Consider the following 24,660-nt stretch of genomic DNA (forward strand, 5'->3'; position numbering starts at 1 on the left):
ATGCACGCTCCGCGCAGACAAAAAAAAGCCTCGCATCGCTGCGAGGCTCTCAAAACTTGGCGCCCGAAGTTGGACTCGAACCAACGACCCCCTGATTAACAGTCAAGTGCTCTAACCGGCTGAGCTATTCGGGCGGGGTGCGCATTGTAACCGGCTTTTTGCTGCTTGTAACCCTTCCGTGCGTAATTTCTTCACGCGCGGTGATATGGATGGTTGGCCAGCATCGCCGCTGCACGGTACAGCTGCTCGGCCACCACCAGGCGCACCAGCATGTGCGGCAGGGTCAGCGGGCCGATCGACCACTTTTCATCGGCCAGCGCGGAGACTTCGGCCGAATGCCCTTCCGGGCCGCCGATCAGGAAGGCCAGGTCGCGGCCCTGCCCCCGCCAATGCTCCAGCCGCTGCGCCAGCTGTTCGGAGCTGAGCTGTTTGCCGGGCACGTCCAGCGCGACCACGTAGGCATTCTTGGGCAGCGCGGCGATCACCCGCTTGCCTTCGTCATCGGTGGCACGGCGTGCGTCGCGGCCCTTGCCGCGCAGGCCGGGTTCAATCTCCACCAGCTCGAACGGCAGCCAGTGCGACAGCCGCTTCTGGTACTCGGCAAAGCCCTGCGCTACCCAGCTCGGCGCGCGTTCGCCGGTGGCAATCAACCTGGCCTTCATCGTCGTACTCCTTGAAATGACAACGGCGCCACCGGGGCGCCGTTGTCGCTACTGCGTGCGCGGGGTTCAGCGCGCGGCGTAGTCGTCTTCGTCTGCTTCGTCTGCTTCGTCGTCGAGCAGGCTCGGCCCCTGGTCGCCCACGGTCCACAGGCGCTCCAGTGCATAGAACTCGCGCACGCGCGGCAGCATCACGTGCACCACCACGTCGCCCAGGTCCACCAGCACCCACTCGGCTTCGCGCTCGCCTTCCACGCCCAGCGGCATGACGCCCAGCTGCTTGGCAAACTTCATGACTTCGTCGGCAATCGACTTCACGTGGCGGCTGGAGGTGCCCGAGGCGATCACCATGAAATCGGTGACGCTGGACTTGCCGATCACGTCGATCTCGACCACGTCCCTGGCCTTCAGTTCTTCGGTGGCATTACGCACGCACTGGAGAAGCTGTTCGGTGGACGGCGCCGGATTCGGCAGTTCGACCTTGATGGTCTGGGGCTGGACTTGGTCGCTCAAAGCAGGGGGACTCTATAGATTTGGGGGCGATTATACGGGTCCAGCGACCTGAACGGGTTCACGGGATGCCCAATCCGTACAGCCGGTGGTCGGCTACGTAGTCGGCGACCTTGCCCGGCAGCAGCGCGCGCCAGTCGCCGCCGCTGGCAATCCTCTCCCGGACCTCGGTGGCCGATTCGCTGCGCAGCGGCGCCTGCAGGTGCAGCAGGCGGCCGGCCGGCGCGCCGAACAGGTCGCCCTCCTTCGCGGTCCAGCGCCCCTGCAGGACGTCCTGCAGGCGGGCGGGGAGCTGCCGCTGCAGCGGGCTGCCCGGGCGGTCGGCGACGATGAAGTGGGCCAGTTCGAACAGCGCCTCCCATTCATGCCAGCCGGTCAGGCCCAGCAGGCTGTCGGCGCCCACCAGCCAGGCGATCGGCTGGCGCGGGCCCAGCTCGTCGCGCAGCTCGCGCAGGGTATCGACGGTGTAGGACGGCACCTCCGGCTGGCGCTGCGCCCGCTCCAGCTCGCGCAGGTCCAGCAGCAGGCCGGGTTCGTCGTCGATGGCAAGCGCCAGCATCGCCGCACGCTGGGTCGCGTTGGCACCCGGCGCGGGACGGTGCGGCGGGTCGGCCGCCGGCAGCAGGCGCACCGCGACCTGGAGCTGGTCGCGCGCGGCGCGGGCAATGGCCATGTGGCCCTGGTGGACCGGGTCGAAGGTGCCACCGTAATGGATGCGCAGGCCCATCGGGCTCACGCACGGGCCAGCAGGCGTACCGCGCGTGCTTCGGCCACCGCCACCAGCAGCCGCTCCAGGCCCACCCAGGCGTCGCCGTCGGCGCGCCCTTTGGCCATGCGGTCGACCAGCCCGGCTTCGGCCACGAAGCGCTCCCAGCGCTTGGCCTCGGGGTGGCGCTGCAGCGCGCGCTTGAACGGCGCCTGGCGCGATTCCCAGATGCCGCGGCTTTTCATTTCAGCGGCCAGGTTGCCGCCACGCGCCTGCACGCGTGCAAGGGCCGCAGTAGCCAGCATTTCGCGGATCACCATCGGCATCAGCGCGGCCACCGCCTCGCCTTCGGCGCGCAGGCCGGCGAGCATGCGCAGCACCGCCGCCGGTTGCCCGGAGAAGGTGGCTTCCAGCAGCCGGAACACGTCGTAGCGGGCGGCGTCGGCCACCAGCGATTCCATGGTGTCCACGTCCAGGTTCTGGCCGCTGGCCAGCAGCGCCAGTTTGTCGATCTCCTGCGCGGCGGCCAGCAGGTTGCCTTCCACCCGCTCGGCCAGCCGCTGCACGGCGGCCGGGTCGGCGCGCAGGCCCTTCTGGCGCAGGCGGCGCTCGATCCACTCGGGCAGTTCGTGCGGTTTGATCGCCCAGGCCACCGACAGCACGCCGACGCGGCTGACCGCCTCGGCCCACTTGCCCTGGTGGGCCTTGCTCCATTCGTTGCAGGTGATCAGCAGGATCACGTCCGGCGCCGGGTTGGCGCAGAACTGGCTGATCACTTCCCCGCCCTCCTTGCCCGGCTTGCCCGTGGGCAGGCGAAGCTCGACCAGCCGGCGCGCACTGAACAGGCTGGGGGCGTTGAAGGTGGCATCGAGCTGGTTCCAGTCGAAATCGCGGCCGTCGGCGTCGAACACTTCGCGTTCGGTGATGCCTTCGGCACGTGCCTTGGCACGCACCGCGTCGGCGGCCTCGAGGACCCGCAGCGTTTCCGGCCCGGCAATCAGGTACACCGGCACCAGCGGTTGGCTGGCCGGTTGGCTGGCGAACTGTTCGGGGCGCAGTTCCATCGTGCGGCCGGTCCGTGCGGACCGGTCAGCCGCCCTGCGGCGGCTTGGTGGCGGCCGGGACCGTGGCCGGCGCAGCAGCCGGCGCAGCGGCCGGCACCTCGGCAGGCTTGGCCGCAGGCGGCGTCAACGTGCCACGCTGCAGTTCGGCGCGGACCACGCTGTCGATGCGGCGCAGGATCGAGGCGGACATTTCGCGGCGCAGTTCGTCGGCCAGGATCTCGCGCTCGGTGGTGGTACCGGTGGCGTCACTGGGCGGCGACACGTAGTCGCGCGAAAGCTCGATCACCTGCTGCGGCACCAGGTCGCTGCCATCTTCGCGACGGAACACGAAGATCACCGCGTAGCGCAGGCTGTATTCCTGGGCGCGGCCCTGTGCGTCGATCGCGATGGGCAGGTCGCCCCAGCGCTCGGACAATACCTGCAGCTGCGCGGCGGGCGCCTTGCTGTCGGCTTCGGCAATGGTGGCGCCGGAGGCCATCAGTCCGCGGCGCAGCAGCTTGGCCAGTTCGCTGTAGGGCGCGGTGGAGACCACCTTCACCGCAGCGGTGTCGGCCGGCAGCATCAGCTTGTTGCGCAGATGGAAGCCACACCCGGCAAGGGTTGCGGTGAGAACGAGGGCAAGCAGGAATCGAGTCATGTTCACAGTCTGGCGGAGCCGGGCGAAGCCGGCAACAGGGGGCGGACGACACCATGCCCGATTGCGCGTGAACAAAGCACGTAGGGCGGGGCCCTGCCCCGCCCCCCATGGCGTTACGCGGCGACGATGTTCACGATCTTGCCCGGCACGATGATGATCTTGCGCACGGTCAGGCCTTCCAGGAACTTCGCCGCATTCGGCTCGGCCAGGCCCAGCGCTTCGATCTGCTCGCGCGGAACGTCGGCACCCACTTCGATGGTGCCACGCAGCTTGCCGTTGACCTGCACGGCCAGGGTCACTGCATCACGCACCAGTGCGCCTGCGTCGGCCTGCGGGAACGGCTGGTCTTCCAGCAGCGTTTCGCCATGGCCCAGCACCTGCCACAACGCATGGCTGGCATGCGGGGTGATCGGGTTGAGCAGCAGCACGGTGGCCTGCAGCGCTTCCTGGCGGACCGCACGGCCCTGCTCGGAGCTGTCATCGAACTTGGCCAGCGCGTTCATCAGTTCCATGACCGCGGCAATGGCGGTGTTGAAGCTGTGGCGGCGGCCATAGTCGTCGCCGACCTTGCCGATGGTTTCATGGGTCTTGCGGCGCAGCGCCTTCTGCTCGGCGGTCAGCGCAGCGGCGTCCAGCGCCGGGGCGGCGCCGTCGGCCGCGTGCTTCTGCACCTGCGCCCACAGGCGACGCAGGAAGCGCGCCATGCCGTCCACGCCGGCTTCGTTCCACTCCAGCGACTGCTCCGGCGGGGCGGCGAACATCGAGAACAGGCGCACGGTGTCGGCGCCGTAGCGGCTCACCATGGCCTGCGGGTCCACGCCGTTGTTCTTGGACTTGGACATCTTCTCGGTACCACCGATCTCCACCGGCTGGCCGTCGGCGATCAGCACCGCACCGGTGATGCGGCCGCGCTCGTCGCGCTGCACGTCCACGTCGGCCGGGTTGATCCAGTCCCTGGAGCCGTCCGGATTCTGGCGGAAGTAGGTATCGGCGATCACCATGCCCTGGCACAGCAGGTTCTGCGCCGGTTCGTTGCTGTCCACCATGCGCGCATCGCGCAGCAGCTTGTGGAAGAAACGGAAGTACATCAGGTGCAGGATCGCGTGCTCGATGCCACCGATGTACTGGTCCACCGGCAGCCAGTAGTTGCCGCGCTTGTCCACCGCGTCGCGGGCACCGGGCGAGGTGTAGCGCGCGTAGTACCAGCTGGACTCCATGAAGGTGTCGAAGGTGTCGGTTTCACGCTCGGCCGCGCCGCCGCAGTCCGGGCAGGTGGTCTTGCGCCATTCCGGGTCGGCCTTGATCGGCGAACCGGTACCGACGAAATTCACGTCTTCCGGCAGCACCACCGGCAGCTGCTCTTCCGGCACCGGAAGGGCGCCGCACTTCGGGCAGTAGATCACCGGGATCGGGCAGCCCCAGTAGCGCTGGCGGCTCACGCCCCAGTCGCGCAGGCGGTAGTTCACGCGGCGCTGACCCTGCGCCTTGCGCTCGAAGCGTTCGGCCAGCGCCTCGAAGGCGCCCTGGAAGTCCAGGCCGTCGAATTCTTCGGAGTTGACCAGCTCGGTTTCGCGGGTCTTGTCGCCGTACCAGTCCTGCCAGCGGGTCGGGTCGTAAGCGCCCTCGTCCTTGCGCGGCGACTTCAGCGCGATCACCTGGCGGATCGGCAGGCCGTACTTGTTGGCGAATTCATTGTCGCGCTGGTCGTGGCCGGGCACGGCCATGACCGCGCCGGTGCCGTAGCCCATCAGCACGAAGTTGGCCACCCACACCGGCACCTGGGCGCCGGTGACCGGGTGCACGGCGCGCAGGCCGGTGTCCATGCCGCGCTTTTCCTGGGTTTCCAGTTCCGCTTCGGACACACCGCCCTGCTTCATCTCGGCCAGCAGGGCCGCCAGCGCCGGGTTCGACTTTGCGGCGTGCAGGGCCAGCGGATGCTCGCCGGCGATCGACACGAAGGTCACGCCCATCACCGTGTCCGGGCGGGTGGTGAACACACGCAGCGGGTCCAGCGCGCTGCCGTCGGCGTCGCGCACGTCGAACTGGATCTCCAGCCCTTCCGAGCGGCCGATCCAGTTGCGCTGCATGGTCTTGACCGACTCCGGCCAGCCCGGCAGTTCATCCAGGCCGTCCAGCAGTTCCTGGGCGTAATCTGTGATGCGCAGGAACCACTGCGGAATCTCGCGCTTTTCCACCAGCGCGCCGGAGCGCCAGCCACGGCCGTCGATGACCTGTTCATTGGCCAGCACGGTCTGGTCCAGCGGATCCCAGTTCACCACCGCATTGCGGCGGTACGCCAGGCCCTTGCGCATCAGGCGGGTGAACATGCGCTGCTCGTGCACGTAGTACTCGGGCGTGCAGGTGGCGAACTCACGCGACCAGTCGATCGCATAGCCCATGGCCTTGAACTGGCCGCGCATGTGCTCGATGTTGGCGTAGGTCCACTTGGCCGGCGCCGTCTTGTTCTTGATCGCCGCGTTCTCGGCCGGCAGGCCGAACGCATCCCAGCCCATCGGCTGCAGCACGTTGTGCCCGGTCATCCGCTTGTAGCGGCTGATCACGTCGCCAATGGTGTAGTTGCGCACGTGGCCCATGTGCAGCGCGCCCGACGGGTACGGCAGCATCGAAAGGCAGTAGTACTTCGGCTTGTCCGAAGACTCGGTCACTTCGAAGGCGCGGGTGGCGTCCCAGAAGCTCTGGGCGGCCGATTCAACCTGCTGCGGATCGTATACGTTGGGTTCGACGCTGGTCATGGAAAACTAAGGATGCGGCGGCAAAGCGGCACAGCGTACCGCAGTGCGGCAAACGGCTCCAATCGCCGCCCCGGCCAATACCGGACCAGATCGACATCCTGTTGATAAATCAGGGAATTAACCTTTCCAATCAGATCGCAGGCGGCATACCTGCGCGCATTACCGCGTCGATTCCGGCCGGAACCGTCAACTCAGCGGTGGTGGACCCGGCTGGCCACCGGCAGCGCGGCGGCCAGCCACAGCGCCCAGGCCACGAACGCCACCCGCTGCGCCACCGGCGCCGGGATCAGCGCCTGCAGCACGAACGCCCCGACCAGCACGGCCAGGCCGGCCGCCAGGTGCAATGCCACCAGCCGGCCCCATCCGGGCAGGCGCCGTGCACCGAAACCGGACATCAGTGCGCCGGGCACGAACGCCAGCACCCAGACCATCCACGCGCTGGCGTGGTACTGGCTGGCCGGGCTCTCGATATCGTTGGCGTCCAGCGGCAGCACGCCCATCGCGGCGAAGGCCAGCCCGGACAGCACCAGCATCTGCCCGCCCACGCGCAGCGTCCACGGCGCGGTCACCGGCACCCGCGCCAGCAGCCGCAGCGCCACCGCGGCGGCCAGCAGCCCCGGCAGCACGAAGCCCAGCAGGTCGAAGGCACCGGCATGGGGCACCCCGATCGCGCCCAGCAGGGCCACCGGGTGGCCCAGCGGCAGGTAGCCCGGCAGGGCCGCGCCGAAGCCCAGCACCGAGGCCAGGAACAGGACCGCGCCCACGGCGCCCAGCAGTGGATCGAAACGTCGCAGTGTTTTCATCATGGGCATTGCTTATGAATATGGTCGGCACCATACACTGGGTACATCTTTACCGTTGAATCCGACCATGAGCGAGCTGTCCTACGTCTTTGAAGCCACCACCGAGACCTTCGAGGCACAGGTCCTGCAGAAGTCCCTGCAGACCCCGGTGCTGGTCGATTTCTGGGCCACCTGGTGCGAGCCCTGCAAGACCCTGGGCCCGATGCTGGAAAAGCTGGCGGGCGAGTACAACGGCGCCTTCGAGCTGGCCAAGGTCGACGTGGACAAGGAGCAGCAGATCGCCGCCGCTTTCCAGATCCGCTCGGTACCGACCGTATTCCTGGTCAAGGGCGGCCAGATCGTCGACGGCTTCCCCGGCGCGCTGCCGGAAGGCCAGCTGCGCGAGTTCCTGACCCAGCACGGCGTGCTGCCGGCCGAAGCCCCGGCCGAAGCGGCCGCCGAGCCCGCCGCGCTGGACCCGCAGGCGCAGGTGGACGTGCTGCGCGCGAGCATCGCCGCCGAGCCGGACAAGGAGGAGCTGAAGCTTGAACTGGCGCTGGCCCTGCTGCAGACCGGCGGCACCGACGAAGCGCGTGCGCTGATCGACGCGCTGCCGGCCAACCTCTCCACCGACGACCGCGCGGTGCGTGCCCGCGCCCGCCTGGATTTCGCCAAGGCGCTGCAGGACGCGCCCGCCGCAGAGCAACTGGACGCGCGCATCGCGGCCGATGGCAACGACCTGCAGGCCCGCCACCTGCGCGGCGTGCAGCTGCTGCTGGGCGGCCAGGACGAGGCCGCGCTGGAGCAGTTCCTGCTGATGCTGCAGAAGGACGCCAGCTACAGCGAGGGGCTGCCGCGCAAGCTGCTGATCGACGCCTTCCGGGTGATCGACGATGCCGCGCTGGTCGGTCGCTACCGTCGTTCGATGTCGGCACTGCTGTTCTGAAGCCCTGCGGTTACGCGTAAAGCAGTAGCGCAGCCGCGCGCTACCGGGTAAAAGCGGAGTATGAACCCGATCACGCTCCCATGGCCCCGGCGCATCCTGATTTCGGTGCTGCTGGGAGCGTTGGCCGCGCTGGCCAGCTACGCGCAGGTGTTCTGGAAACAGGACGAGGCGATCTTCGATACGTTCGTGGGGTCGTGGGAGTACCCGCCCGATCCGCGCCTGCTGGTAGTGGCGATCGACGACGCCAGCCTGCAGCAGCTGGGGCAGTGGCCGTGGCCGCGCTCCACCCATGCGCGCCTGCTCGACCGCCTGACCGCCGCCGGCAGCCAGCGCGTGGCGCTGGACCTGGTGCTGTCCGAACCGGACCGCCAGGACAGTGCGCAGGACGCCGAACTCGCCGCCGCGATCCGCCGCAACGGAAACGTGGTCCTGCCGGTGCTGGCCGCGCCGGCCAGCGGTCCGCGCATGGCCGAGGAACTGCTGCCGATCCCGCTGATCGCCGCCAACGCGAGCACGCTCGGCCACAGCGACATCGAGGTAGAGGCCGACGGCGTTGCGCGTGGCCTGTACCTCACCGCCGGAATCGGCTCACCGCACTGGCCCGCCTTCGGCCTGGCGCTGGCCAACCTGCGCGGCCCGCTGCCGGGCCTGCGCGACCCGGACATCGACACCTCATCGCCTTATCAGTGGCACCGCAACCACTACGTGCGGGTGCGCTTCGCCGGTCCGCCCGAGCGGTTCCCGCAGGTGTCCTACGCCGACGTGCTCAATGGCGAGGTCGACCCGGCAGTGCTGCGCGACCGCCTGGTGCTGGTCGGCCTGACCGCCAGCGGCATCGCCCCGCGCCTGCTCACCCCGACCACGCGCGAGCATTGGATGAGCGGCACCGAGTACCAGGCCAACGTGGCTTCGATGCTGCTCAGTGGCAAGGTCATCAACGTGCTGGCGCCACCGTGGCAGGCGGCACTGAGCGCACTGCTGGTGGCGTTGTGCGCACTCGGCCTGACCCTGCCGCGTGCGCTGCTGTGCGCAGTGCTGGCGTTGCCGCTGACCCTGTTGGGCAGCTTCGCGCTGCTGCGCGTCGGCCAGTTCTGGTTCGCACCGGCCGCCGCGCTCGGCTGCATGCTGGCGGTGATCTGCGCGTGGGTGCTGTGGCGGATCAGCGCCTGGCGCCGCCAGGCCAACAGCGACGCGCTGACCGGCCTGGGCAACCGCCTACGCTTCGAACAGACCCTGCAGCAGGAACACGAGGCCGGCCGCCGCAGTGGTCGCCCGCTGACCCTGGTGCTGATCGACGTCGATCATTTCAAGCAGCACAACGACCGCCACGGCCACCATGCCGGCGACGCGGTACTGCGCCGCATCGCCACCGAAATCCGCGCCCACGCCCGTCGTCCGCGCGACATGGCCGCACGGTTCGGCGGCGACGAATTCGCCCTGATCCTGCCGGACACCACCTCCGAAGGCGCGGTGCAGGTGATCCAGGACCTGATCGCCTCGGTACGCGCCATGTCGCTGTCGCTGGGCGACGGCCACGATGCACAGATCACCTTGAGCGTCGGCCTGTTCACCCGCGTTCCCAGCGCCATCACCGAACCGCGCCACTATTTCGAAGGCGCCGACGCCGCCCTGTACCGCGCCAAGGCCGCCGGCCGCGACGGCTACGCTGCGGAAGAACCCGGCCAATAAGCCGTCCACCTCGAACCATACGCCAACGAATGGTAAGCTTCGGGGTACCTCCCCTGCCCCAGTCCGTCATGAAAGCCAGCCTGTTTCGCCACGGCATCAACCTGTGGCCGCCGTTCCTGTTTGCCGGCATCCATGTGACCGAGGTCAGTGCCGATTACCGCTATGTGCGGGTCGAACTGCGCATGCGGCCGTGGAACAGGAACTATGTAGGCACGCATTTCGGCGGCAGCCTGTTTGCGATGACCGATCCGTTCTGGATGCTGACGGTGATGCAGAATCTGGGCAGCGATTACTACGTGTGGGATCGGGCTGGGGAGATCGAGTTTCTGAAGCCGGGCCGCGGCACGGTCACCGCCGAGTTCCGGTTGGACGATGCGATCCTGGACGAGCTGCGCGCGGCTACTGCCAGTGGCGAGAAGTACCTCCACTGGTTCAGCAACGACGTAGTGGATGAAAAAGGCGAAGTGGTGGCCCGCGTACGCAAGCAGGTTTACCTGCGGCTGAAGCCGAAGGCCCGGTAACGGCACGTCATCCGAGCCCGCCGCCCCGCTACAATGCGCCGATGTCGACCGAAGCCCCCCACCTCGTTCCGCGCCCTTCCCTGCAGCGCCTGTTCCTGACTGGCCTGCTCACCCTGCTGCCGATCTGGCTGACCTGGGTGGTCATCAAGTTCGTGTTCGTGCTGCTCTCGGGCATCAGCAGCCCGCTGGTAGTGCCGTTGTCGGCGCAGATCGCCGCTTCGTTCCCGCACTACCTGGGCTGGGTCAAGGTCGAGTGGATGCAGAACGTGATCGGCCTGCTCGCCACCCTGCTGGTCATCCTGAGCGTGGGCGTGCTGAGCCGGCGCGTGATCGGCCAGCGCCTGCTGCGCTGGTTCGGCGCGGTTATCAAGCGCATTCCGCTCGCCAGCACCATCTATGAAAGCGCCAAGAAGCTGCTGGACATGCTGCAGACCGAGCCGGGCACTACCCAGCGCGTGGTGCTGATCGACTTCCCGCACCGCGACATGAAGGCGGTGGGGCTGGTGACCCGGGTGATCCGTGAACAGGGCACCGGGCGCGAGCTGGCGGCGGTGTATGTGCCGACTACGCCGAATCCGACCTCGGGGTACCTGGAAATCGTGCCGGTGGAGCTGCTGACCCCGACTGACTGGACGGTGGACCAGGCGATGAGTTTCATCATTTCCGGCGGCGCCGTGGCGCCTGAGAGCGTGCCGTTTACGCGGGCTGGGGAACGCTGAATAGGTAGTGGTTCCGGTTGGTTTTCCGTGGGACACGCGTGGCGTGTCGCTACGCGGGCCTTGTTCGTCCCTATGTTCCGGCCGTACGCAGGGTGTATGGCCCGTCCCGCACGGCTGGTCTGGGGCGGGCTGATCAGGCAAGCTCCCGGGTCTGTATAGGATTTACGGAAGCGTTCCATGCCTTACCCCGCCCGTGCCTTGGCGCTTGCCATCGCCTCGCTGCTGGTCTTCAGCGCCGCCGCGCCTGCCGAGGCCGCCAAGAAGAAGGCCAACCGCCCGGCTGCCGCGCAGACCCGGCAGGCCAAGCCGAAGGCCAAACCGCGCGCCCGGCCCACCGCCGCACCCACGCGCCAGCCACTGGTGCGCCAGCAGAGCAAGGCCGCCCAGCTCGAACGCATCTACGACGAGTACTGGGACGCCTCGATGCGGCTCAATCCGCTGCAGGCCACCTTCCAGGGCGACAGCCGCCACAACGACCAGCTGCCCAACATCCTCTCCGCCGCCTACCGCCAGCAGTCGCATGACTTCACCCAGGAGTGGCTGGGCAAGGTCGAGAAGATCGGCCCGGACGGCCTGACCGGCCAGGACCTGCTGAGCTACCAGATCTTCGTGCGCGACGCGCGCATGTCATTGGCCGCCGAAAAGTACCCGGCCTGGATGCTGCCGGTAAGCCAGTACTACAACCTGGGCAGCATCATGGCGATCCTGGGCTCCGGCTCAGGCGCGCAACCGTTCAACACGGTGCAGGACTACGACACCTGGTCCAAGCGCGCAGCGGGTATTCCTCCGCTGTTCGACCAGGCCATCGCCAACATGCGCGAAGGCATGCGCGCCGGCGTGGTGCAGCCGCGCGACCTGATGGAAAAGGTGCTGCCGCAGCTGGATGCGGTGCTAAAGCCGACCGCCGAAGAGAGCATCTTCTGGGCGCCGATCCGCAACATGCCGGACGATTTCTCCGAAGCGGACAAGGCGCGCATCACCGCCGAGTACAAGCGGATGATCGACTTCCGGCTGATGCCGGCCTACCGCGCGCTGCGCGGTTTCATCGCCACCGAGTACCTGCCGGCCACCCGCACCACCGACGGGCTGTCGGCCCTGCCCAACGGCCAGGCTTGGTACGCCCAGAACATCGTGCAGACCACCGCCAGCACGCTCACTCCGCAGCAGATCCACGCGCTGGCCGAACAGCGCGTGACCAGCCTGCAGGAGCAGATTACGGCGGTGATGAAAGAGAACCGCATCCGAGGCTCGCAGGCCAAGCTGATGCGCAGCATGCGCACCGACAAGAATTTCCAGTACAACACGCCCGACGCACTGGTGATGCGCTACAAGCAGCTGCAGCAGCAGGTGGGCGCTCGCCTGCCGACCTTGCTGAACACCCTGCCCAAGGCGCCGCTGCAGATCCAGCCCGTGGAAGCAGACCGAGCGACCAGCGCCGCTGCCGTGAGCTATCAGCCGTCCTTGCCCGACGGCATGCGTCCGGCCGTGCTGTACGTCAACACCAATGCCCTGCCCAGCCGCCGCACCTGGTCGGCGCCGGCGCAGTACCTGCATGAAGGCATTCCCGGCCACCACGTGCAGCTGGGCCTCCAGCAGGAACTGGACAAGCTGCCGCGCTTCCGTCGCCTTGGCGGGGATATCGCGTTCGTGGAAGGCTGGGGGCTGTATGCCGAGTCGCTCGGCGACGAACTGGGCGTGTACCAGGATCCGTACGCACGGATCGGTTACCTGCAAGGTGCGTTGACCCGCAGTGCGCGCATGGTCGCCGACACCGGCGTGCATGCGCAGGGCTGGAGCAAGAAGCAGGCGGTGGACTACCTGGTGAAGACCGCCGACCTGCCGGTGGAAGACGCCACTGCCGAAGTCGAACGCTTCATGGCCCTGCCCGGCCAGACCCTGGCCAACGGCCTGGGCGAGCTGAAGATGATGGAGCTGCGCGACAAGGCCAAGGCCGCGCAAGGGGCGAGCTTCGATCCACGTCGTTTCCACGCCGAGGTGCTGCGCGACGGCTCCATGCCGCTGGATATCCTGCAGGCCAAGATCGAGCGCTGGATGGCGGCACCGGGCGCTGGCGCCACGGCGCCGACACCCTGAAACGATTGCGGGCCGCATCACGCGGCCCGCTTTGTATCTGCCGTACCGGACGTCAATACTCGTCCGGCTTCGGCATCATCTCGTCGTCCCCGAAGATCATCTTCTGGGTGAACTCGGTGACCCACCACTGCACGGCCATCTGCCGGGTCAGCTCGGCGATGTCCGGCGGCATCGGCTTGGTTTCATGCTCGGGGTCCTCCGGCGTCGGCTTGGTTTCCTGCCCGGACTCCTCCGGCTTGGTCGACGCCGCATCGATCGCGGCGCGCAGGCGCCGCATCAGGTTCTCCTGTTCGGCCTGCGGGCGATCAGGGTTGAAGGGCATGGCAACGCCCAACGGTTCAATGAACATCACTCCACTCCATGCACGGGTTGGGGAAACGGCAATCGCTTGAGCCGGGCATTGATGCCGGCGGCATAGTCACTGGCGCGCTGGCGCGCAGCCGCCTCGAGTGCGTTGGCGTCCACGCTGGCTTCCACGGCGGCGCTCATGGCGCCCGCCGGGTCCAGTTCGAACAACAACGGGCCTGCTTTCAGCATCGGCAATGCCGAACGTGCGGAAAGCAGTTGCAGTGCAGGCGCATCCGGCTTCTGCGCAAGCTGCGCCCGCACCGCGTCGCCCAGCGCCGACATCTGCTCGGGGACGTAGAGGACCAGTCCGGAATCGGCGTTGCCGAACAACTGTTCGCAGCGCCGCACCACCAGTGCCGCGTCCACGCCTTCGGCGGTAAGGCTCGCCGCGATCACCTCGCGGACCTGGCCCAGCACTGCCTCGCGCACGGCCTGCACATTGCCCAGCGCGGCGGCCAGCAATGGCACCGCCTCACTGATGGCATCGGCATAGCCTTGGCCGAAGCCGGCCAGGCGCGCTTCGGTCGTGGCGGCGTCCACCTGCCCAGGCAACGCGCCCAGCACTTCAGAGGCGCGACGGCGCGCCGCCGATTCCAGCTGGTCGGCGCGTGCGGCCTGGCCGAGCGCGCTGGGTGCGATCACGCCGCCTTGGGCGTGCGCCAGGACGTGCTCAGGAAAGCTTTTCAACATAGGTCACCGCCGTCCAGAAAAGATCGAGGTCCGCGCGCTCGCCGGTGGGTGGGCGCGCGGGGTCTGCCGGGGCCGAGGCAAACGGCAGGCTCAGCCTGGCCGAGAGCCAGCTCGGCAACTGCGGCGCCAGCGACTGCACTTCGGCCCCGCCCCACAGCAGCAGGGTGTCGGCGAGGTCGGCATCGGTGGTTTCCGGCACCACGCTCGCGGGTTGCGATGCATGACCGGCCCGCATGAAGGCCTGCAGCGTGGGCGGCAGCGCCGCGCAGCCGCGTTGCGATGGCAGCCAGTCACGCAGCCTCGCGGCGGCCATCAGGCTGGCCACCTGTGGCAGGCGGGGCCACAAGCCAATCAACCGCCGCGGCAGAAGCTCCGACGGTGGCGCCAGCGACGCCGGCATCGGCAGGCGTCGCTGGCGGATCAACGCGGTGTTCAACCAGCGCTGCTGCTCGTGGCTGGCGTTGGCGTACAGCGCCTGCCACGGCCGATAGTAGGCAGCCGGTGCGTAGGCGATGCGCATGGCGTCATGCACCACGCCAGCGCCTCCAGCCGGTGGGGCCTTCGCGACGCAAGGTGGCACGCTGCCAGAGACTGCGCACACGGGTACCGACCGCCGGCACCAGCCGGACCAGGACCCAGCCGCCCAGCACCAGCAGCACGGCGCCGACTGCGCAGAGCAGCATGAATGCCAGCGGCAGGCTGCGTTCGCTGCCGGTGGTCACCGCCAGCGTGCGTGGGCCTTCTACTTCGGTCAGGATCACCGACACGTTGTCGTACTCGATGCCGTCGAAGGTGTTGCGCAGGAAGCGCTTCACCGACTGCAGCAGCACTTCCGCGTCGATGCCCGGGTCATGCGCGATCACGGCAGCCACGTGCATGCGGCGACGTTCAACGCGGCGACCCTCGGTGCCCAGGTTGGCGTCGTAGTTCAGGTGCACGCGGCTGGACTGCACGCCGTCGAGCAGCGCCAGCGATTCTTCAAGCCGCTGTTCCACGGCGGAAATCAGCCGCGCCCGCTCGCCCAGCGGCGTGCTGACCAGCGAGTCGGCCGGGAACGCGGCAGCGACCTGGCTACGCGGCGCCGATGGGAGATCATTGCGCTGCATCAGTTCAATCGACTCGGGCAGGTCGCGCGGCGCCACCTGCACCTGGTAACCGCCCTTGCCGGCGTTGAGTTTCTCGGCGGTGATGTTATGCCGCAGCAGCACGGCGATGACTTCATTGGCCTGGCGCTCGTCCAGGTTTTCCAGCAGTGGCTTGCGCGCGCAGCCGACCAGCAGCAGCACCGCAAGCAGGGGAGCACCACGCGCCACCGGCACAGGCGGCGCGCAGCGGCCGTGAATGACGGCATGTTCATGACTTGAGCAGCGTCTCCACGGTCTTGTTGGCGTGGTTGGCCAGGCCGGCCGCCACGATCATGCGTTTGGTGTAATCGGCCAGGTTCAGCTGCAGCTCGATCAGTGCGGCCGGGCTGGTGGCGGTGTCGGCGTTGTTGCTGGCTGCCTGGATCCTGCCCAGGTCCTGGCCGGCGCTGACATAGCTGTTGGCCAGGGCGTGGCTCATGCGGTCCGACAGCGTCATGGTGCCGCCTGTGGCGTCGCCACCCACGTTGAGTTCGGTCGCGATCGGGGTCACTTGCATGGGGGTATCTCCTGCGGGGGTTCCGCCTGCGGTCCGGGTACCGGCAGCGGCGCTGCTGGTACCGGATGTCATCAACCCAGGTTGCGGGCGTTCTGCTTCTGCATGTCCGACAGGCTCTTGGCCGAGTTGGACTGCAGGGTGCGGTAGGTGGTGTAGCCGGACAGGGCGGTCTGGTAGTCGGCCAGATGCGCCGGATTGGTGGGGTCGCCGCCGTTGCCGTCCTTGTCCCCCGCCAGCTTTGCGAAGGCTGCGTCGAGTTCCCCCTTCAGCTTCTCCACGCCCTTGTCGAAACGGTCACTGTGATCGCCCAACCAGCCCCAGGATTTGCTCGGGTCGGGCTTGTCGCCATCGAAGTCGCCACCAACGGGGACAGGATTAATAGTTGCCATGCTCATGTATTTGCTCCAAGAAAAACAGAAAGGTCAACGGCTACCTGCCGTGGAAAACTCCCAGCGACCCTCGCCCACCGAGAGCAGTTGATCCTGGGAATACTGGTAGGAACGCCCTTTCAACAGGTCGTCCCACAATCGGATGCTGATGCGCACGCGGCGCTCGCCCCACTGCTGCACGAAGTCGTCGCGGTAGCGCGCCATGGCGTGCAGGGAGGCGTCATCAAGAAACACGTCGTTGGAGATGCTGGCCCGCCCGGCCTGCCCACCGGCGCGGGTGCTGATGCCGCGCGCGCGCAGCTCGGCGCGTGCCAGCGACACCAGTTCGCCATCGCCGACCGAGCGCACGTCGATCTCCGCTGCGTAGGGCATCTGAGGCGCCAGTAGCGCCTGCACCTGGCGGCGGCGTTCCACATCGTTCATGCCCAGCGCGGTGATCACCACTTCCGGACGCTGCGGGCTGCGCAGGCGCACGATGGCGTAGTCGACGCGGGCGCTGTCGAGCACACTGCCGATGCGCGCCGCTTCCACGTGACGGTCGCGATACTGATCCTGGAGCCGGCCGGCGCGCTGGCTGGCGCGCTGGCCCCACGCCACAGCTTCGGCGTTGTCGGCCAAGGCGTACAGGCGTCCCGTTGCGTCGTGCACCACGGTGTAGTTGTAGGGGGATTTGGCAAGCACCGCTTCCAGCGTGCGCACCTGGGTGGCCGGGCGCTGCGTGTCATACAGCCACCAGCCGCTGGCGCCCAGCACCACCGTCACCACTGCGACAGCGGCCCAGCGGCGTACGCCGCCCGCGCGTGCGGGTCGCTTGATGGGCGGAAGGGTCAAGCCCTCGTCCACCACCACCGGCAGCCGATGGTCCAGGACCGCAGCCGACCAGGATTGATCTTCAGCACGCACCGCCATCGCCAGCCCGGCCACATGCACCACGGCGTTGAGCGGCAGTTCCTGCGGCGACCAGAACTCGGCGCCTTCCGCCCGAACTTCGAGCCGTACCTCATCGTCGGTGAGGTGGATCCGGAACGATGCCGGGGACAGGTCACCCGGAATGTAGAACACGTTGTCGGCGTTGGCCAGGGTGGTGCCCAGCTGTCCCTGGTGCAGGGTGCGGGCCGGGCCGACATGGAAGACGGTGTCGCCGGGGGAGAGCGTGAATTCCACGCCATCGAGCTGGCCGGAAAGCAGTTTCAACTTGTGCGCGGGAAGCATGGGAGTCCGGGGAAAGCGGGAGCGAGAAGGCCGCTGCACAAGGCATTGCGGCGACGACGCGCAGACTGACAGCTCCCCCGGAGCCCCTCCATGAAATATCTTTCAATGTCCGATTACTACGTTTTCTTGTAGTCAGTGCACGCCGCGATACAACGCCGTGACTTTCTCGACATAACGTCGGGTTTCACTGAACGGCGGGACACGGTTGCCGTGGCGCTGCACGGCGACCTCGCCGGCGTTGTACGCGGCCAGCATCAGGGTCAGGTCGCCATTGAAGCGACGGTGCAGCCAGACAAGGTAGGCGGTGCCCGCCCGCAGGTTCTGCAGGGGGTCGAACAGGTCGTTGGCGCCGAAGCGTTTGCCCGTGGCCGGGATGACCTGCATCAGGCCGAGCGCACCGGCGTGGGAACGGGCCTGGTGGTTGTAGGCGGATTCGACGCGAACGATCGCGTGCAGCAGGCGTGCGTCTACTCCGTGTTCAGCAGCAACCTGTTCGATCATCGGACTCCAGCGGGACGCCGCCTTGGGCATGGCGGAGGGTGCGACGGTCTTCACCGTCGCAACGCGTGCCGCTGGCTTCGGTCCTGCCGGCACGAAGGGACGATGCGGATCAAACGCCGTTGCCCCCGCGAGGGGGGCATCGGAGACCTGCAGTTTTCCATGACGGTCCAGGCTGGCGAACACCTGGCTGGCCGCAACCGGCGTGGCGATGGCGAGAAGCGCCATCGCCAGCCCTGCATTCAGGCCGACCACGGCGGTGCGTCCGGCCCGGCCATGGCGAGATGCAGGTCAGCCAGGGTGACCACGTCGCGCAGCGCTTCAGCATCGGGCAGTGTTCCACCGGCCTCCTCGATCTGGATCAGCAGCGCGTGCATTTCCAGGGAGTCGATCTCCAGGTCTTCGACCAGGCGCTGCTGCGACCCTATCTCCTCCAACGGCCGACCAAGATGGTCGGCCGTCAGACGGCGGAGGTCCTGCAGGTTCAACACGTTGTTCACAGCGCCGTCCGCAACTGACGAGGACTCAATTGCTTGAGCTCGGCGATCACCTCGCCCATCTGCGCCTTCGCCGTGCGTGCCTTCAGCTCAACCGGCGCACGGTCCGCGACACGGTCGACCCGCTGGGGCTCCCAGTCGGCGCTCGACGGACCAAGGGGCGACTCATTGCCGGAATCAGCACTTTCCCCCGCACCACTATCGCTATCGGAGAAGTACTCGACCTTATCGTCAAATCGGACATGACGTTCAACAGTGCCTCGCGGAGAGCGCGAGTCGGCGACAATCCGGTCACGAAGCGGGTCCGGGCGGCTGCCAGTCGAACTGACACTGGCCAGCGAATCGGAGCGACTGCGTAGCGTTGTCGTCGTGGCAGAGGAACCCGGCGGCCAAGAGATGGAGCGGGCCAGCGCCGCCAGCTGCGATGGGATGCCCGCAGGCGCTCCGCGCTCCAGATTCTTCCCTGTCACCGAAACAATAGGCGGAGAGGAAAGCTCCTTCTGACGTCCTGCGAGGACCTGTTGGGCATTGGACACTACGTCTCGGGCGTGCTCGGGCGGCGACATCCGGGGCGGAGTCTGCGGTGCAATCATGCGGGTCTCGCTGACTTCAATACCCTCATCGTCGCGATCAGACTCAGGATGCTCCGCATCCGAGAGCTTGTTCAAAGAATCAAGCACGGCGGCTTGCCTGACTGCATCGCTGACAGGCGACGACAGCGGCGAACGCAGCGGCGTCGACGTCACACCAAGCGCAAGCGGCTCGATCCGCAGCTCATCGCGTCCCAACCACTGCTGACCGGAGAGCAACCTCGCAAGCCGGTCGAGCTCCGCGGACCGCGGAACGGCGTCCGACACAGGTTTGGGACGGAAGTCTACGTTGCCGGGCCGGTCATTCCTGCCTGCCTCGCCTTGGGCGACCTTCAGCTTCCGGGCGGCCAGATACTGCTTCAGATCGACCGCCGACAGCGTCCGGTTCGGCCGCGTAGCAGCAGCCTCGGAACTGTTGAAGAGGGAACGCTGGCCTACCGGCTGGTAGGGATCCTCAGGCGTTCCGGCGGGCGCGATGTCGAGTGCCGCAAGGTAGTTGAGCCACTCCCGATCCACATCGTCGGTGGTACCCGGCGCGCCGGATACGTTGAACCGGTTGGTACGATCAAGCTTGATTCTAATCGAGGTGTTGGTATCGGTATCGCTCTTGATGCGCTGCATGTCGTCGTCGCCCTTCTGCTGAAGGTTGCGATCAGAGCGGGTCAGATCGAGCTGGTCGCCACCGTCCGGCCGCTTCGGGTCGGACGGTTGCTTCGGCGGCGACGAACGGCCGTCCGTCTGATCTTCCGATCCACGCGGAGTGCGACGCGTCCCATCATTGCCATTCCCGCTTCCGCGCTCCAAAACGTTTTCCGTACGATCATCCTGGCGGATGATCTTCTGCGTGCTGTCATTCGATCCCTGCTGCTTGCGCTCGGCCACATCGACGCGCCGGGGCGAGGGAGTGCCAAGGCTGTCAAGCGAGCCCAGGTCGATACTTTGGGTGGATAGGGTCGCGTGGCGCTCCCGCAGTGTGTGACCATCAAGGTCATTACGCGCGTCAGTGCCCCTGCTCTCGAACTCGGTTCGACTCACGATGTTCCGAAGGCGCGCATTGTCCTCCAGCAGTTTGGCAATGAGGTCCGACTGCGACCGGAGCCGCTCCTGGGTCGCGCCCAGCCTCTGGCCGATACGGTGTGCATCCTTGACCAGGTTTCGCACCTCGTTCAATGGGAGCGAACGATCGCGCTCCATGAACTTGACAAGATCGCCGAGCTCATTGACCACCTTCACGGGCGAATGCACGTTGTTGTAGAGCACGGGGGCGCCGGGCCCCGCGAGGTTACGCAGCTCGTCCGGCCGAACCGGTGCGTTGACATCCACCGGATCAGCGGGTGACTCGCCCGCCTGCCCCTTTTGTCCGGGCACGATGTATTCCGCTGTCTTCAGAATATCCAGAACGGCACCGCTGAACGACTCGGCGCCTCCCGTTCCGATGTGTGATATCAACCCAGCTTCCAGCTTGTGTGCGGCGGTGGACACGATCACGTCGAGCAGCTTCTTTGCGCCATCGGGCTCCTGGAAGGCTTCCACCAGATGCGGCTGACGTTCCGTGAGGCTCTGCAGGATGGAATTGGGAAGAATGGACTGCGCGACACCGCGCAGCAATTCTTCCGATCCCACCTCGCCTGCGCACTTGACCATCAGCTTCTTGCCGGCTTCCACCGCATCGCACACTTTCCCGGTGTACTTGTTCCTGGCTGCGTCCGGGATGCCTTTGCACTCCCCCATCCGGATTCCGATGGTCACAAGGTTCTTGTCGAACTTGTCCAACAGCGGCGCCAGGCGCTCCGCATCCGCGCCTTCGCGCAGCAGCTCGACAATTGCGCCACGCACCGCACCAAACGTCGTCAGGTACTCCACCAGCACGGGACCCAGCTGTTCGGCACTCCTCGTGCCGAGCAGGTCAATCCCCTTTCCGATGGACACCTGCTCATCTCTGGACAACGATGCCTTGCCCGCCTCCATGACGCTGCGGGACACGCTCATCGCATCCGCATAGGCCATGCGCTCATGCGTTCCGCGCGCGTGCGTCAACCGGCAACGGGCCGGGCCCACCCCATTTCTGACGTCGTTGAGCACCATCCGGCTGAGCATGGCGCGCAGTACGGGGGTTGACGCTGGACGAGCAGCGGCGGATGCGCCTGAAAGCGCGTTGGAAATACCGGGCATAACTAAATCTCCAGTAAAATTACGCAACTCAGGTGTTGCGCACGTAACTCATGTTGGCTTCGGTCATCTTGTCGATGGACGAGCTCAAAATCTTTACAATATTGTCGAACTTCTGGGTCGCCTCATTCAGTTTCTCGCCCAGCACTTTGCTGACGTGCTTGACCTGCTCCATGTTGCTGTCCTTGGCGGATATCCAGGCGTTGTACTGGGCGCTGTCCATCTTGTGGTCCTTGGGCAGCGGATCGCCATTCTTGTCTTCCATGCTGGATACAAGGTCGTCCACGGCAGATGTATCCATTGTCAGGCGGTACACTCCGTCCGCACCTGGCCCATACAGATTGAGGCCAGGAAGGCCCACGGACTTCATGAATGCCTCGGCTGCCGCCTGCGACGTGAACTTTCCCAGCACCATCGAGTCGTTCAGGGTTTCATTCGCAAGCCTTTTGAGCTCTGCGTGCACGAGCGTGAAGTCGATCGTTATGTCGCCTTTGTCGCCTGAGGCGACCGGCTTGAGCATCTCCATGATGTTGGAGAAGCGGTCATAGAAGACCAGGAACTGGCTCAGCGCATCCTGGAACTTGCTCAGGTACTCGCTCTGCAGGATGGCAATCAGGGCGCTGATCTGCTCGAAGAACTGCGCGTGGGAGGACCAGACCAGTCCACCCGCATCCAGGTCCTTTGCGCTGCCGGAGCCGCCCTCCTCCAACTGGCTCTCCTCTTCTGAACCCGACTCCCCGAAGGCACGCGGCATCAGGAAGTTGAGCGCCCGGAGGAGATCGGACTGGGATTGCTGCGTGCGCATGTACGCCGCCTCGAACATTTCCCGCTGATCCGGAAGTCCCGCCTCATGTTCGGAAACAATCTGGCCGAAGACGATGGCGTCACGCTGCGCTCCGCGAGCCATTCCATTCAACTGCCGAAGCCGCGATTGCAGTTCGGGATCGAGAGACGCTGCTTCAAGGCTGGCCGCCGGGGTTTCGGCGGTCTGGATTCCAAAGGCACGCAATGCAAACTGCGCGTTCGTAGTACTGATGGCGGTTGCCATGGTGGAGTTCCTCGCTTCATACCGCCAGGGGGATTCCGGGCGCCGTTGTCCGGCGCCCGGGAGCTGGTGAACTACTACAGAACGCGGCGTTTCAGTCGCCGCCGGTACGCGCAGGTCAGGTGTTGTGCACGTAGCTGTTGTTGGCTTCAGACATCTTGTCAATCGACGAGCTGAGGATCTTCACGATGTTGTCGTACTTCTGGGTCATTTCATTGAGCTTCTCGCCAAGCACCTTGCTGACGTGCTTGATCTGCTCCATGTTGCTGTCTTTGGCTGAAACCCAGGCGTTGTACTCCGCTGAGTCCCAATAGGTTGTGTTGTGAAACATGCTCCGAACGATGTCATCGACGGCATCGACATCCATCAGGACCCCATATGTGCCATCCGCATAGGCCTGAACCTTCATTCCTGGCAATCCCAACGATTCCTTGAATGCTGTGGCCGCCCCTTCCGTCGAGAATAATGCGAGCGGCTCACTAAAGCGGTACTTGTTGGCAAGGGCGTACAACGCCTCGCGAACCTCCTTGAACTCGATCTTGACATTTCCCTTGTCGCCGTCCGCCGTGACGACGATTTTCTCCATGATGTCTGAGAATTCCTTATAGAACTCAAGGAAGTTCGACAGTGCATCCTGGTATTTGCTCAACCACTCGGTCTGCAACACGCCCAGAAGAGCGCTGATCTGCTCGAAGAAGTCGGCATGCGAGTTCCAGATCAGGCCGCTCATGTCCAGATCAGCAGGATTCTCCATCGGCGACTGGAAGCCCGGCAGGCCCACCGAATCCTCGTCTTCGATGAGCATCTGCGGCATCAGGAAGCCGATGGCGCGAACCATGTCGTCCTGGGTACGGGAGGAGCCCTGCAACGCGTGGCGCAACCCGGCGGTCAGCTCGGATTCCTTCTGCTGTCTGCGCTTCAGCTCTTCCATCGCTACCGCGTCGTTCAGCGACTCCGCCGTTGTCGGCCCCGCCGCTGACAGCCCGGTCGTGGCGAGCTCCTCGGCGAGGCGTATCTGCTGCGCGGAGGCAGTGCGTGCACTTCTGGCGACGTGACCTAGCTGCAGCACTCGGGACCGGGTTTCGGGGTCGAGCGTCGGGGCTTCCAATGCTGCCTGTTTCACCTGCCCCTGCAGTGCCTGCAGGGGGCGCATGGACATGACCGCAGTGGCGGTGTCGATGGGGGTCGTCATGGTGTGCCTCAGTACTTCGAGATGATGTGCGCGCTGGTGCCGGACATCAGGTTGAGCATGCTTTCGAACAGCTGCGCAGCGGCATCGCGTGTCGCGGGTCTTGGCGGACTGGTCCTGCTGCTCGTCGGCGATGCGACGGAACACGTCTGCCACCTGCAGTGCGAGCTGGCGTTCGGCCTCGGTCATTTCGGACTCGATCTGCACGCCCGATGAGACAGTGGCACCGATGCCCGGAGCCAACATGTTCAGCATCATGCCCTGGCTGGCGGGGATCTGGGACCTTGCCATTTCCATGCCGTGGTTGAGCTGCTGCGCTTCCTCGGTGGTCTTCTGACCGGTGGCCTTCATTGTCGCGTCGATGGCGTGACGGTCGACCGAGGTATCTGCCTGCAGGTCTGCCGCTGCGCGCTCGCTGCCCCGTGCCGATTCGACCGGGCTGCCGTTGAGGTTGCGGGCCGGACGCAGTTCATCACTGGGCGTGGCGCTGCTGCGAATGCCGCCCGAGGAAGCCTCCGCACTGACTTTGGTGTTGTTGCCAGCATTGAGATTGCTCTTCATGCTGTCGGTCTGGATCGAGTTCGACTTGAAGGTCTGCTTCAGCGCCGCGCCCCCGATCGCACCGGTCATGACGGCGGCGCCGATGGTACCCCCCAGGTTTTCTCGCGCCTTTTCCACGCCCTTGTCGCCGGCGAGAATGGTGATCTCACGCTGCATGATCACCATCTTGGTGCTGTTGTCGCGGTCCAGCTTCTCGAACTTGAGCAGCAGCTGGCGCAGCAGTGCCAGCAGATTGCTGAACGGACTGGACGCGATCCAGGCCCCGGCATTGGCGGAGCGGTCGCCCACGTCGGCGTCCACGCCGGTCGTGCCCTCGGGGGTTGTAGCCATCGCGGCGCCATCGCGAGGTGCGATGAGCGGTGCCTGGGCGGCGGCCCCTTCCGCAGCGCGGACAGTCGCACCCTCCTCGCTCTTGAGCGGATCCTGGGTGCCCAGCAGCGCCGAGAGAATCACGGGCAGCTCGCTGACGATACCGGCCAGCCTTTCGCTGGCTTCGCGCAGCGAAATGGTGGAGGCACGCAGGTTCGCGACCGGCGCTTCGGCGGTGCGGCCGTCTCCGTTCTCGCCTTCCACCAGCATTCTGCTGGCGACGGCCTCGGTGAGCGTACGCAGGGTCTGCGCATCCATCGGTACCGTCTGGGTGGATTCGACAGTGGTTTCAACCGGGGCTTTCAGGTTCAGCAGGTCCAGCATCCGCACCGGCGTCGCGTGCTGAATCGGTATCGAGGTGGTCATTTCGTTGTCCTTGAAA

At 66.2% G+C, this 24,660-nt stretch carries 24 protein-coding genes and 1 tRNA gene; 5 read left to right on the top strand and 20 right to left on the bottom strand.

Annotated elements, in window-relative coordinates:
- Positions 1 to 57: 57 nt before the first annotated feature.
- From PDM28_RS13495 to PDM28_RS13530, 8 genes are all read right to left on the bottom strand, one after another.
- A tRNA-Asn gene (locus tag PDM28_RS13495) sits at positions 58 to 134 on the bottom strand.
- A gap of 57 nt (positions 135 to 191) precedes the next feature.
- Positions 192 to 662 (bottom strand): 23S rRNA (pseudouridine(1915)-N(3))-methyltransferase RlmH, encoded by a 471-nt coding sequence (gene rlmH, locus PDM28_RS13500; protein WP_102944473.1) that lies wholly within the window; start codon positions 660 to 662, stop codon positions 192 to 194.
- 66 nt (positions 663 to 728) lie between these two features.
- Complete coding sequence (rsfS, locus tag PDM28_RS13505) at positions 729 to 1,172, bottom strand: ribosome silencing factor (RefSeq protein WP_311182416.1); 444 nt, start codon at positions 1,170 to 1,172, stop codon at positions 729 to 731.
- A 58-nt stretch (positions 1,173 to 1,230) separates the two neighbouring features.
- Positions 1,231 to 1,896 (bottom strand): nicotinate-nucleotide adenylyltransferase, encoded by a 666-nt coding sequence (gene nadD / locus PDM28_RS13510; RefSeq protein ID WP_311184694.1) that lies wholly within the window; start codon positions 1,894 to 1,896, stop codon positions 1,231 to 1,233.
- Positions 1,897 to 1,901: 5 nt separating this feature from the next.
- Positions 1,902 to 2,939, bottom strand: coding sequence for a DNA polymerase III subunit delta (holA, locus tag PDM28_RS13515; protein WP_311182417.1), 1,038 nt, complete (start codon positions 2,937 to 2,939; stop codon positions 1,902 to 1,904).
- Between the two features lie 25 nt (positions 2,940 to 2,964).
- On the bottom strand, positions 2,965 to 3,576 hold the full coding sequence (locus PDM28_RS13520; protein WP_311182418.1) for an LPS-assembly lipoprotein LptE: 612 nt from the start codon (positions 3,574 to 3,576) through the stop codon (positions 2,965 to 2,967).
- 113 nt (positions 3,577 to 3,689) lie between these two features.
- Entirely contained in the window at positions 3,690 to 6,329 is a 2,640-nt protein-coding gene (gene leuS, locus PDM28_RS13525; RefSeq protein ID WP_311182420.1) for a leucine--tRNA ligase, read from the bottom strand.
- A 191-nt stretch (positions 6,330 to 6,520) separates the two neighbouring features.
- Complete coding sequence (locus PDM28_RS13530) at positions 6,521 to 7,141, bottom strand: DUF998 domain-containing protein (protein ID WP_311182422.1); 621 nt, start codon at positions 7,139 to 7,141, stop codon at positions 6,521 to 6,523.
- Between the two features lie 58 nt (positions 7,142 to 7,199).
- Here PDM28_RS13530 and trxA point away from each other — a divergent pair, with 58 nt between their 5' ends.
- The 5 genes from trxA to PDM28_RS13555 all read left to right on the top strand — a co-directional run bounded on the left by trxA (position 7,200) and on the right by PDM28_RS13555 (position 13,080).
- The gene (gene trxA, locus PDM28_RS13535; protein ID WP_311182423.1) at positions 7,200 to 8,057 is read left to right on the top strand and encodes a thioredoxin; all 858 of its coding nucleotides are present in this window, start codon (positions 7,200 to 7,202) and stop codon (positions 8,055 to 8,057) included.
- 60 nt (positions 8,058 to 8,117) lie between these two features.
- Positions 8,118 to 9,746, top strand: coding sequence for a CHASE2 domain-containing protein (locus PDM28_RS13540; RefSeq protein WP_311182424.1), 1,629 nt, complete (start codon positions 8,118 to 8,120; stop codon positions 9,744 to 9,746).
- Between the two features lie 68 nt (positions 9,747 to 9,814).
- On the top strand, positions 9,815 to 10,267 hold the full coding sequence (locus PDM28_RS13545) for a DUF4442 domain-containing protein (protein WP_070208387.1): 453 nt from the start codon (positions 9,815 to 9,817) through the stop codon (positions 10,265 to 10,267).
- Positions 10,268 to 10,308: 41 nt separating this feature from the next.
- Entirely contained in the window at positions 10,309 to 10,986 is a 678-nt protein-coding gene (locus PDM28_RS13550) for a DUF502 domain-containing protein (protein ID WP_311182427.1), read from the top strand.
- A gap of 177 nt (positions 10,987 to 11,163) precedes the next feature.
- Positions 11,164 to 13,080, top strand: a complete 1,917-nt coding sequence (locus tag PDM28_RS13555; RefSeq protein ID WP_311182428.1) for a DUF885 domain-containing protein — start codon at positions 11,164 to 11,166, stop codon at positions 13,078 to 13,080.
- Between the two features lie 52 nt (positions 13,081 to 13,132).
- Here PDM28_RS13555 and PDM28_RS13560 read toward each other — a convergent pair whose 3' ends face one another.
- The 12 genes from PDM28_RS13560 to PDM28_RS13615 all read right to left on the bottom strand — a co-directional run bounded on the left by PDM28_RS13560 (position 13,133) and on the right by PDM28_RS13615 (position 24,644).
- Positions 13,133 to 13,429 carry a hypothetical protein gene (locus PDM28_RS13560; protein WP_102944461.1) on the bottom strand — a complete coding sequence of 99 codons (297 nt, stop codon included), beginning with the start codon at positions 13,427 to 13,429 and terminating at the stop codon, positions 13,133 to 13,135.
- Positions 13,429 to 14,115: a hypothetical protein gene (locus tag PDM28_RS13565; RefSeq protein WP_311182429.1), complete on the bottom strand. Its 687-nt coding sequence runs from the start codon at positions 14,113 to 14,115 to the stop codon at positions 13,429 to 13,431. The genes PDM28_RS13560 and PDM28_RS13565 overlap by 1 nt, the downstream gene beginning before the upstream one ends.
- Positions 14,099 to 14,653 carry a hypothetical protein gene (locus PDM28_RS13570; protein ID WP_311182430.1) on the bottom strand — a complete coding sequence of 185 codons (555 nt, stop codon included), beginning with the start codon at positions 14,651 to 14,653 and terminating at the stop codon, positions 14,099 to 14,101. The genes PDM28_RS13565 and PDM28_RS13570 overlap by 17 nt, the downstream gene beginning before the upstream one ends.
- Entirely contained in the window at positions 14,643 to 15,431 is a 789-nt protein-coding gene (sctJ, locus tag PDM28_RS13575) for a type III secretion system inner membrane ring lipoprotein SctJ (RefSeq protein ID WP_311182431.1), read from the bottom strand. The genes PDM28_RS13570 and sctJ overlap by 11 nt, the downstream gene beginning before the upstream one ends.
- A gap of 40 nt (positions 15,432 to 15,471) precedes the next feature.
- Positions 15,472 to 15,759, bottom strand: coding sequence for a type III secretion system inner rod subunit SctI (gene sctI / locus PDM28_RS13580; protein ID WP_311182432.1), 288 nt, complete (start codon positions 15,757 to 15,759; stop codon positions 15,472 to 15,474).
- A gap of 71 nt (positions 15,760 to 15,830) precedes the next feature.
- Positions 15,831 to 16,154 (bottom strand): EscF/YscF/HrpA family type III secretion system needle major subunit, encoded by a 324-nt coding sequence (locus PDM28_RS13585; RefSeq protein ID WP_311182433.1) that lies wholly within the window; start codon positions 16,152 to 16,154, stop codon positions 15,831 to 15,833.
- A gap of 27 nt (positions 16,155 to 16,181) precedes the next feature.
- Positions 16,182 to 17,360 carry a PrgH/EprH family type III secretion apparatus protein gene (locus PDM28_RS13590; protein ID WP_311182434.1) on the bottom strand — a complete coding sequence of 393 codons (1,179 nt, stop codon included), beginning with the start codon at positions 17,358 to 17,360 and terminating at the stop codon, positions 16,182 to 16,184.
- 132 nt (positions 17,361 to 17,492) lie between these two features.
- Positions 17,493 to 18,086 carry a lytic transglycosylase domain-containing protein gene (locus PDM28_RS13595; RefSeq protein WP_311182435.1) on the bottom strand — a complete coding sequence of 198 codons (594 nt, stop codon included), beginning with the start codon at positions 18,084 to 18,086 and terminating at the stop codon, positions 17,493 to 17,495.
- 14 nt (positions 18,087 to 18,100) lie between these two features.
- Entirely contained in the window at positions 18,101 to 18,358 is a 258-nt protein-coding gene (locus PDM28_RS13600) for an acyl carrier protein (RefSeq protein ID WP_311182436.1), read from the bottom strand.
- The gene (locus PDM28_RS13605; protein WP_311182437.1) at positions 18,355 to 21,117 is read right to left on the bottom strand and encodes a hypothetical protein; all 2,763 of its coding nucleotides are present in this window, start codon (positions 21,115 to 21,117) and stop codon (positions 18,355 to 18,357) included. Before PDM28_RS13605 ends, PDM28_RS13600 begins: the two co-directional genes overlap by 4 nt.
- A gap of 28 nt (positions 21,118 to 21,145) precedes the next feature.
- Entirely contained in the window at positions 21,146 to 22,162 is a 1,017-nt protein-coding gene (locus PDM28_RS13610) for an IpaD/SipD/SspD family type III secretion system needle tip protein (RefSeq protein WP_311182438.1), read from the bottom strand.
- 115 nt (positions 22,163 to 22,277) lie between these two features.
- A complete protein-coding gene (locus tag PDM28_RS13615; RefSeq protein WP_311182439.1) occupies positions 22,278 to 24,644 on the bottom strand; it encodes an IpaD/SipD/SspD family type III secretion system needle tip protein in 2,367 nt (788 codons plus the stop codon).
- Positions 24,645 to 24,660 lie beyond the last annotated feature (16 nt).

Origin of the sequence: Stenotrophomonas aracearum (assembly GCF_031834615.1) — a bacterium.
In the GTDB taxonomy this organism is placed as follows: Bacteria; Pseudomonadota; Gammaproteobacteria; order Xanthomonadales; family Xanthomonadaceae; genus Stenotrophomonas; species Stenotrophomonas aracearum.

Bases quoted from the DNA above. Each gene is read 5' to 3' on its own strand.
- trxA (WP_311182423.1), top strand. From the start codon at position 7,200: ATGAGCGAGCTGTCCTACGTCTTTGAAGCCACCACCGAGACCTTCGAG.
- PDM28_RS13560 (WP_102944461.1), bottom strand. From the start codon at position 13,429: ATGTTCATTGAACCGTTGGGCGTTGCCATGCCCTTCAACCCTGATCGC.
- PDM28_RS13615 (WP_311182439.1), bottom strand. From the start codon at position 24,644: ATGACCACCTCGATACCGATTCAGCACGCGACGCCGGTGCGGATGCTG.
- PDM28_RS13555 (WP_311182428.1), top strand. From the start codon at position 11,164: ATGCCTTACCCCGCCCGTGCCTTGGCGCTTGCCATCGCCTCGCTGCTG.
- PDM28_RS13530 (WP_311182422.1), bottom strand. From the start codon at position 7,141: ATGCCCATGATGAAAACACTGCGACGTTTCGATCCACTGCTGGGCGCC.
- leuS (WP_311182420.1), bottom strand. From the start codon at position 6,329: ATGACCAGCGTCGAACCCAACGTATACGATCCGCAGCAGGTTGAATCG.
- nadD (WP_311184694.1), bottom strand. From the start codon at position 1,896: ATGGGCCTGCGCATCCATTACGGTGGCACCTTCGACCCGGTCCACCAG.
- PDM28_RS13550 (WP_311182427.1), top strand. From the start codon at position 10,309: ATGTCGACCGAAGCCCCCCACCTCGTTCCGCGCCCTTCCCTGCAGCGC.
- PDM28_RS13590 (WP_311182434.1), bottom strand. From the start codon at position 17,360: ATGCTTCCCGCGCACAAGTTGAAACTGCTTTCCGGCCAGCTCGATGGC.
- holA (WP_311182417.1), bottom strand. From the start codon at position 2,939: ATGGAACTGCGCCCCGAACAGTTCGCCAGCCAACCGGCCAGCCAACCG.
- PDM28_RS13610 (WP_311182438.1), bottom strand. From the start codon at position 22,162: ATGGCAACCGCCATCAGTACTACGAACGCGCAGTTTGCATTGCGTGCC.
- PDM28_RS13585 (WP_311182433.1), bottom strand. From the start codon at position 16,154: ATGAGCATGGCAACTATTAATCCTGTCCCCGTTGGTGGCGACTTCGAT.
- PDM28_RS13520 (WP_311182418.1), bottom strand. From the start codon at position 3,576: ATGACTCGATTCCTGCTTGCCCTCGTTCTCACCGCAACCCTTGCCGGG.
- PDM28_RS13540 (WP_311182424.1), top strand. From the start codon at position 8,118: ATGAACCCGATCACGCTCCCATGGCCCCGGCGCATCCTGATTTCGGTG.
- PDM28_RS13595 (WP_311182435.1), bottom strand. From the start codon at position 18,086: ATGGCGCTTCTCGCCATCGCCACGCCGGTTGCGGCCAGCCAGGTGTTC.
- sctI (WP_311182432.1), bottom strand. From the start codon at position 15,759: ATGCAAGTGACCCCGATCGCGACCGAACTCAACGTGGGTGGCGACGCC.
- PDM28_RS13545 (WP_070208387.1), top strand. From the start codon at position 9,815: ATGAAAGCCAGCCTGTTTCGCCACGGCATCAACCTGTGGCCGCCGTTC.
- PDM28_RS13605 (WP_311182437.1), bottom strand. From the start codon at position 21,117: ATGCCCGGTATTTCCAACGCGCTTTCAGGCGCATCCGCCGCTGCTCGT.
- rlmH (WP_102944473.1), bottom strand. From the start codon at position 662: ATGAAGGCCAGGTTGATTGCCACCGGCGAACGCGCGCCGAGCTGGGTA.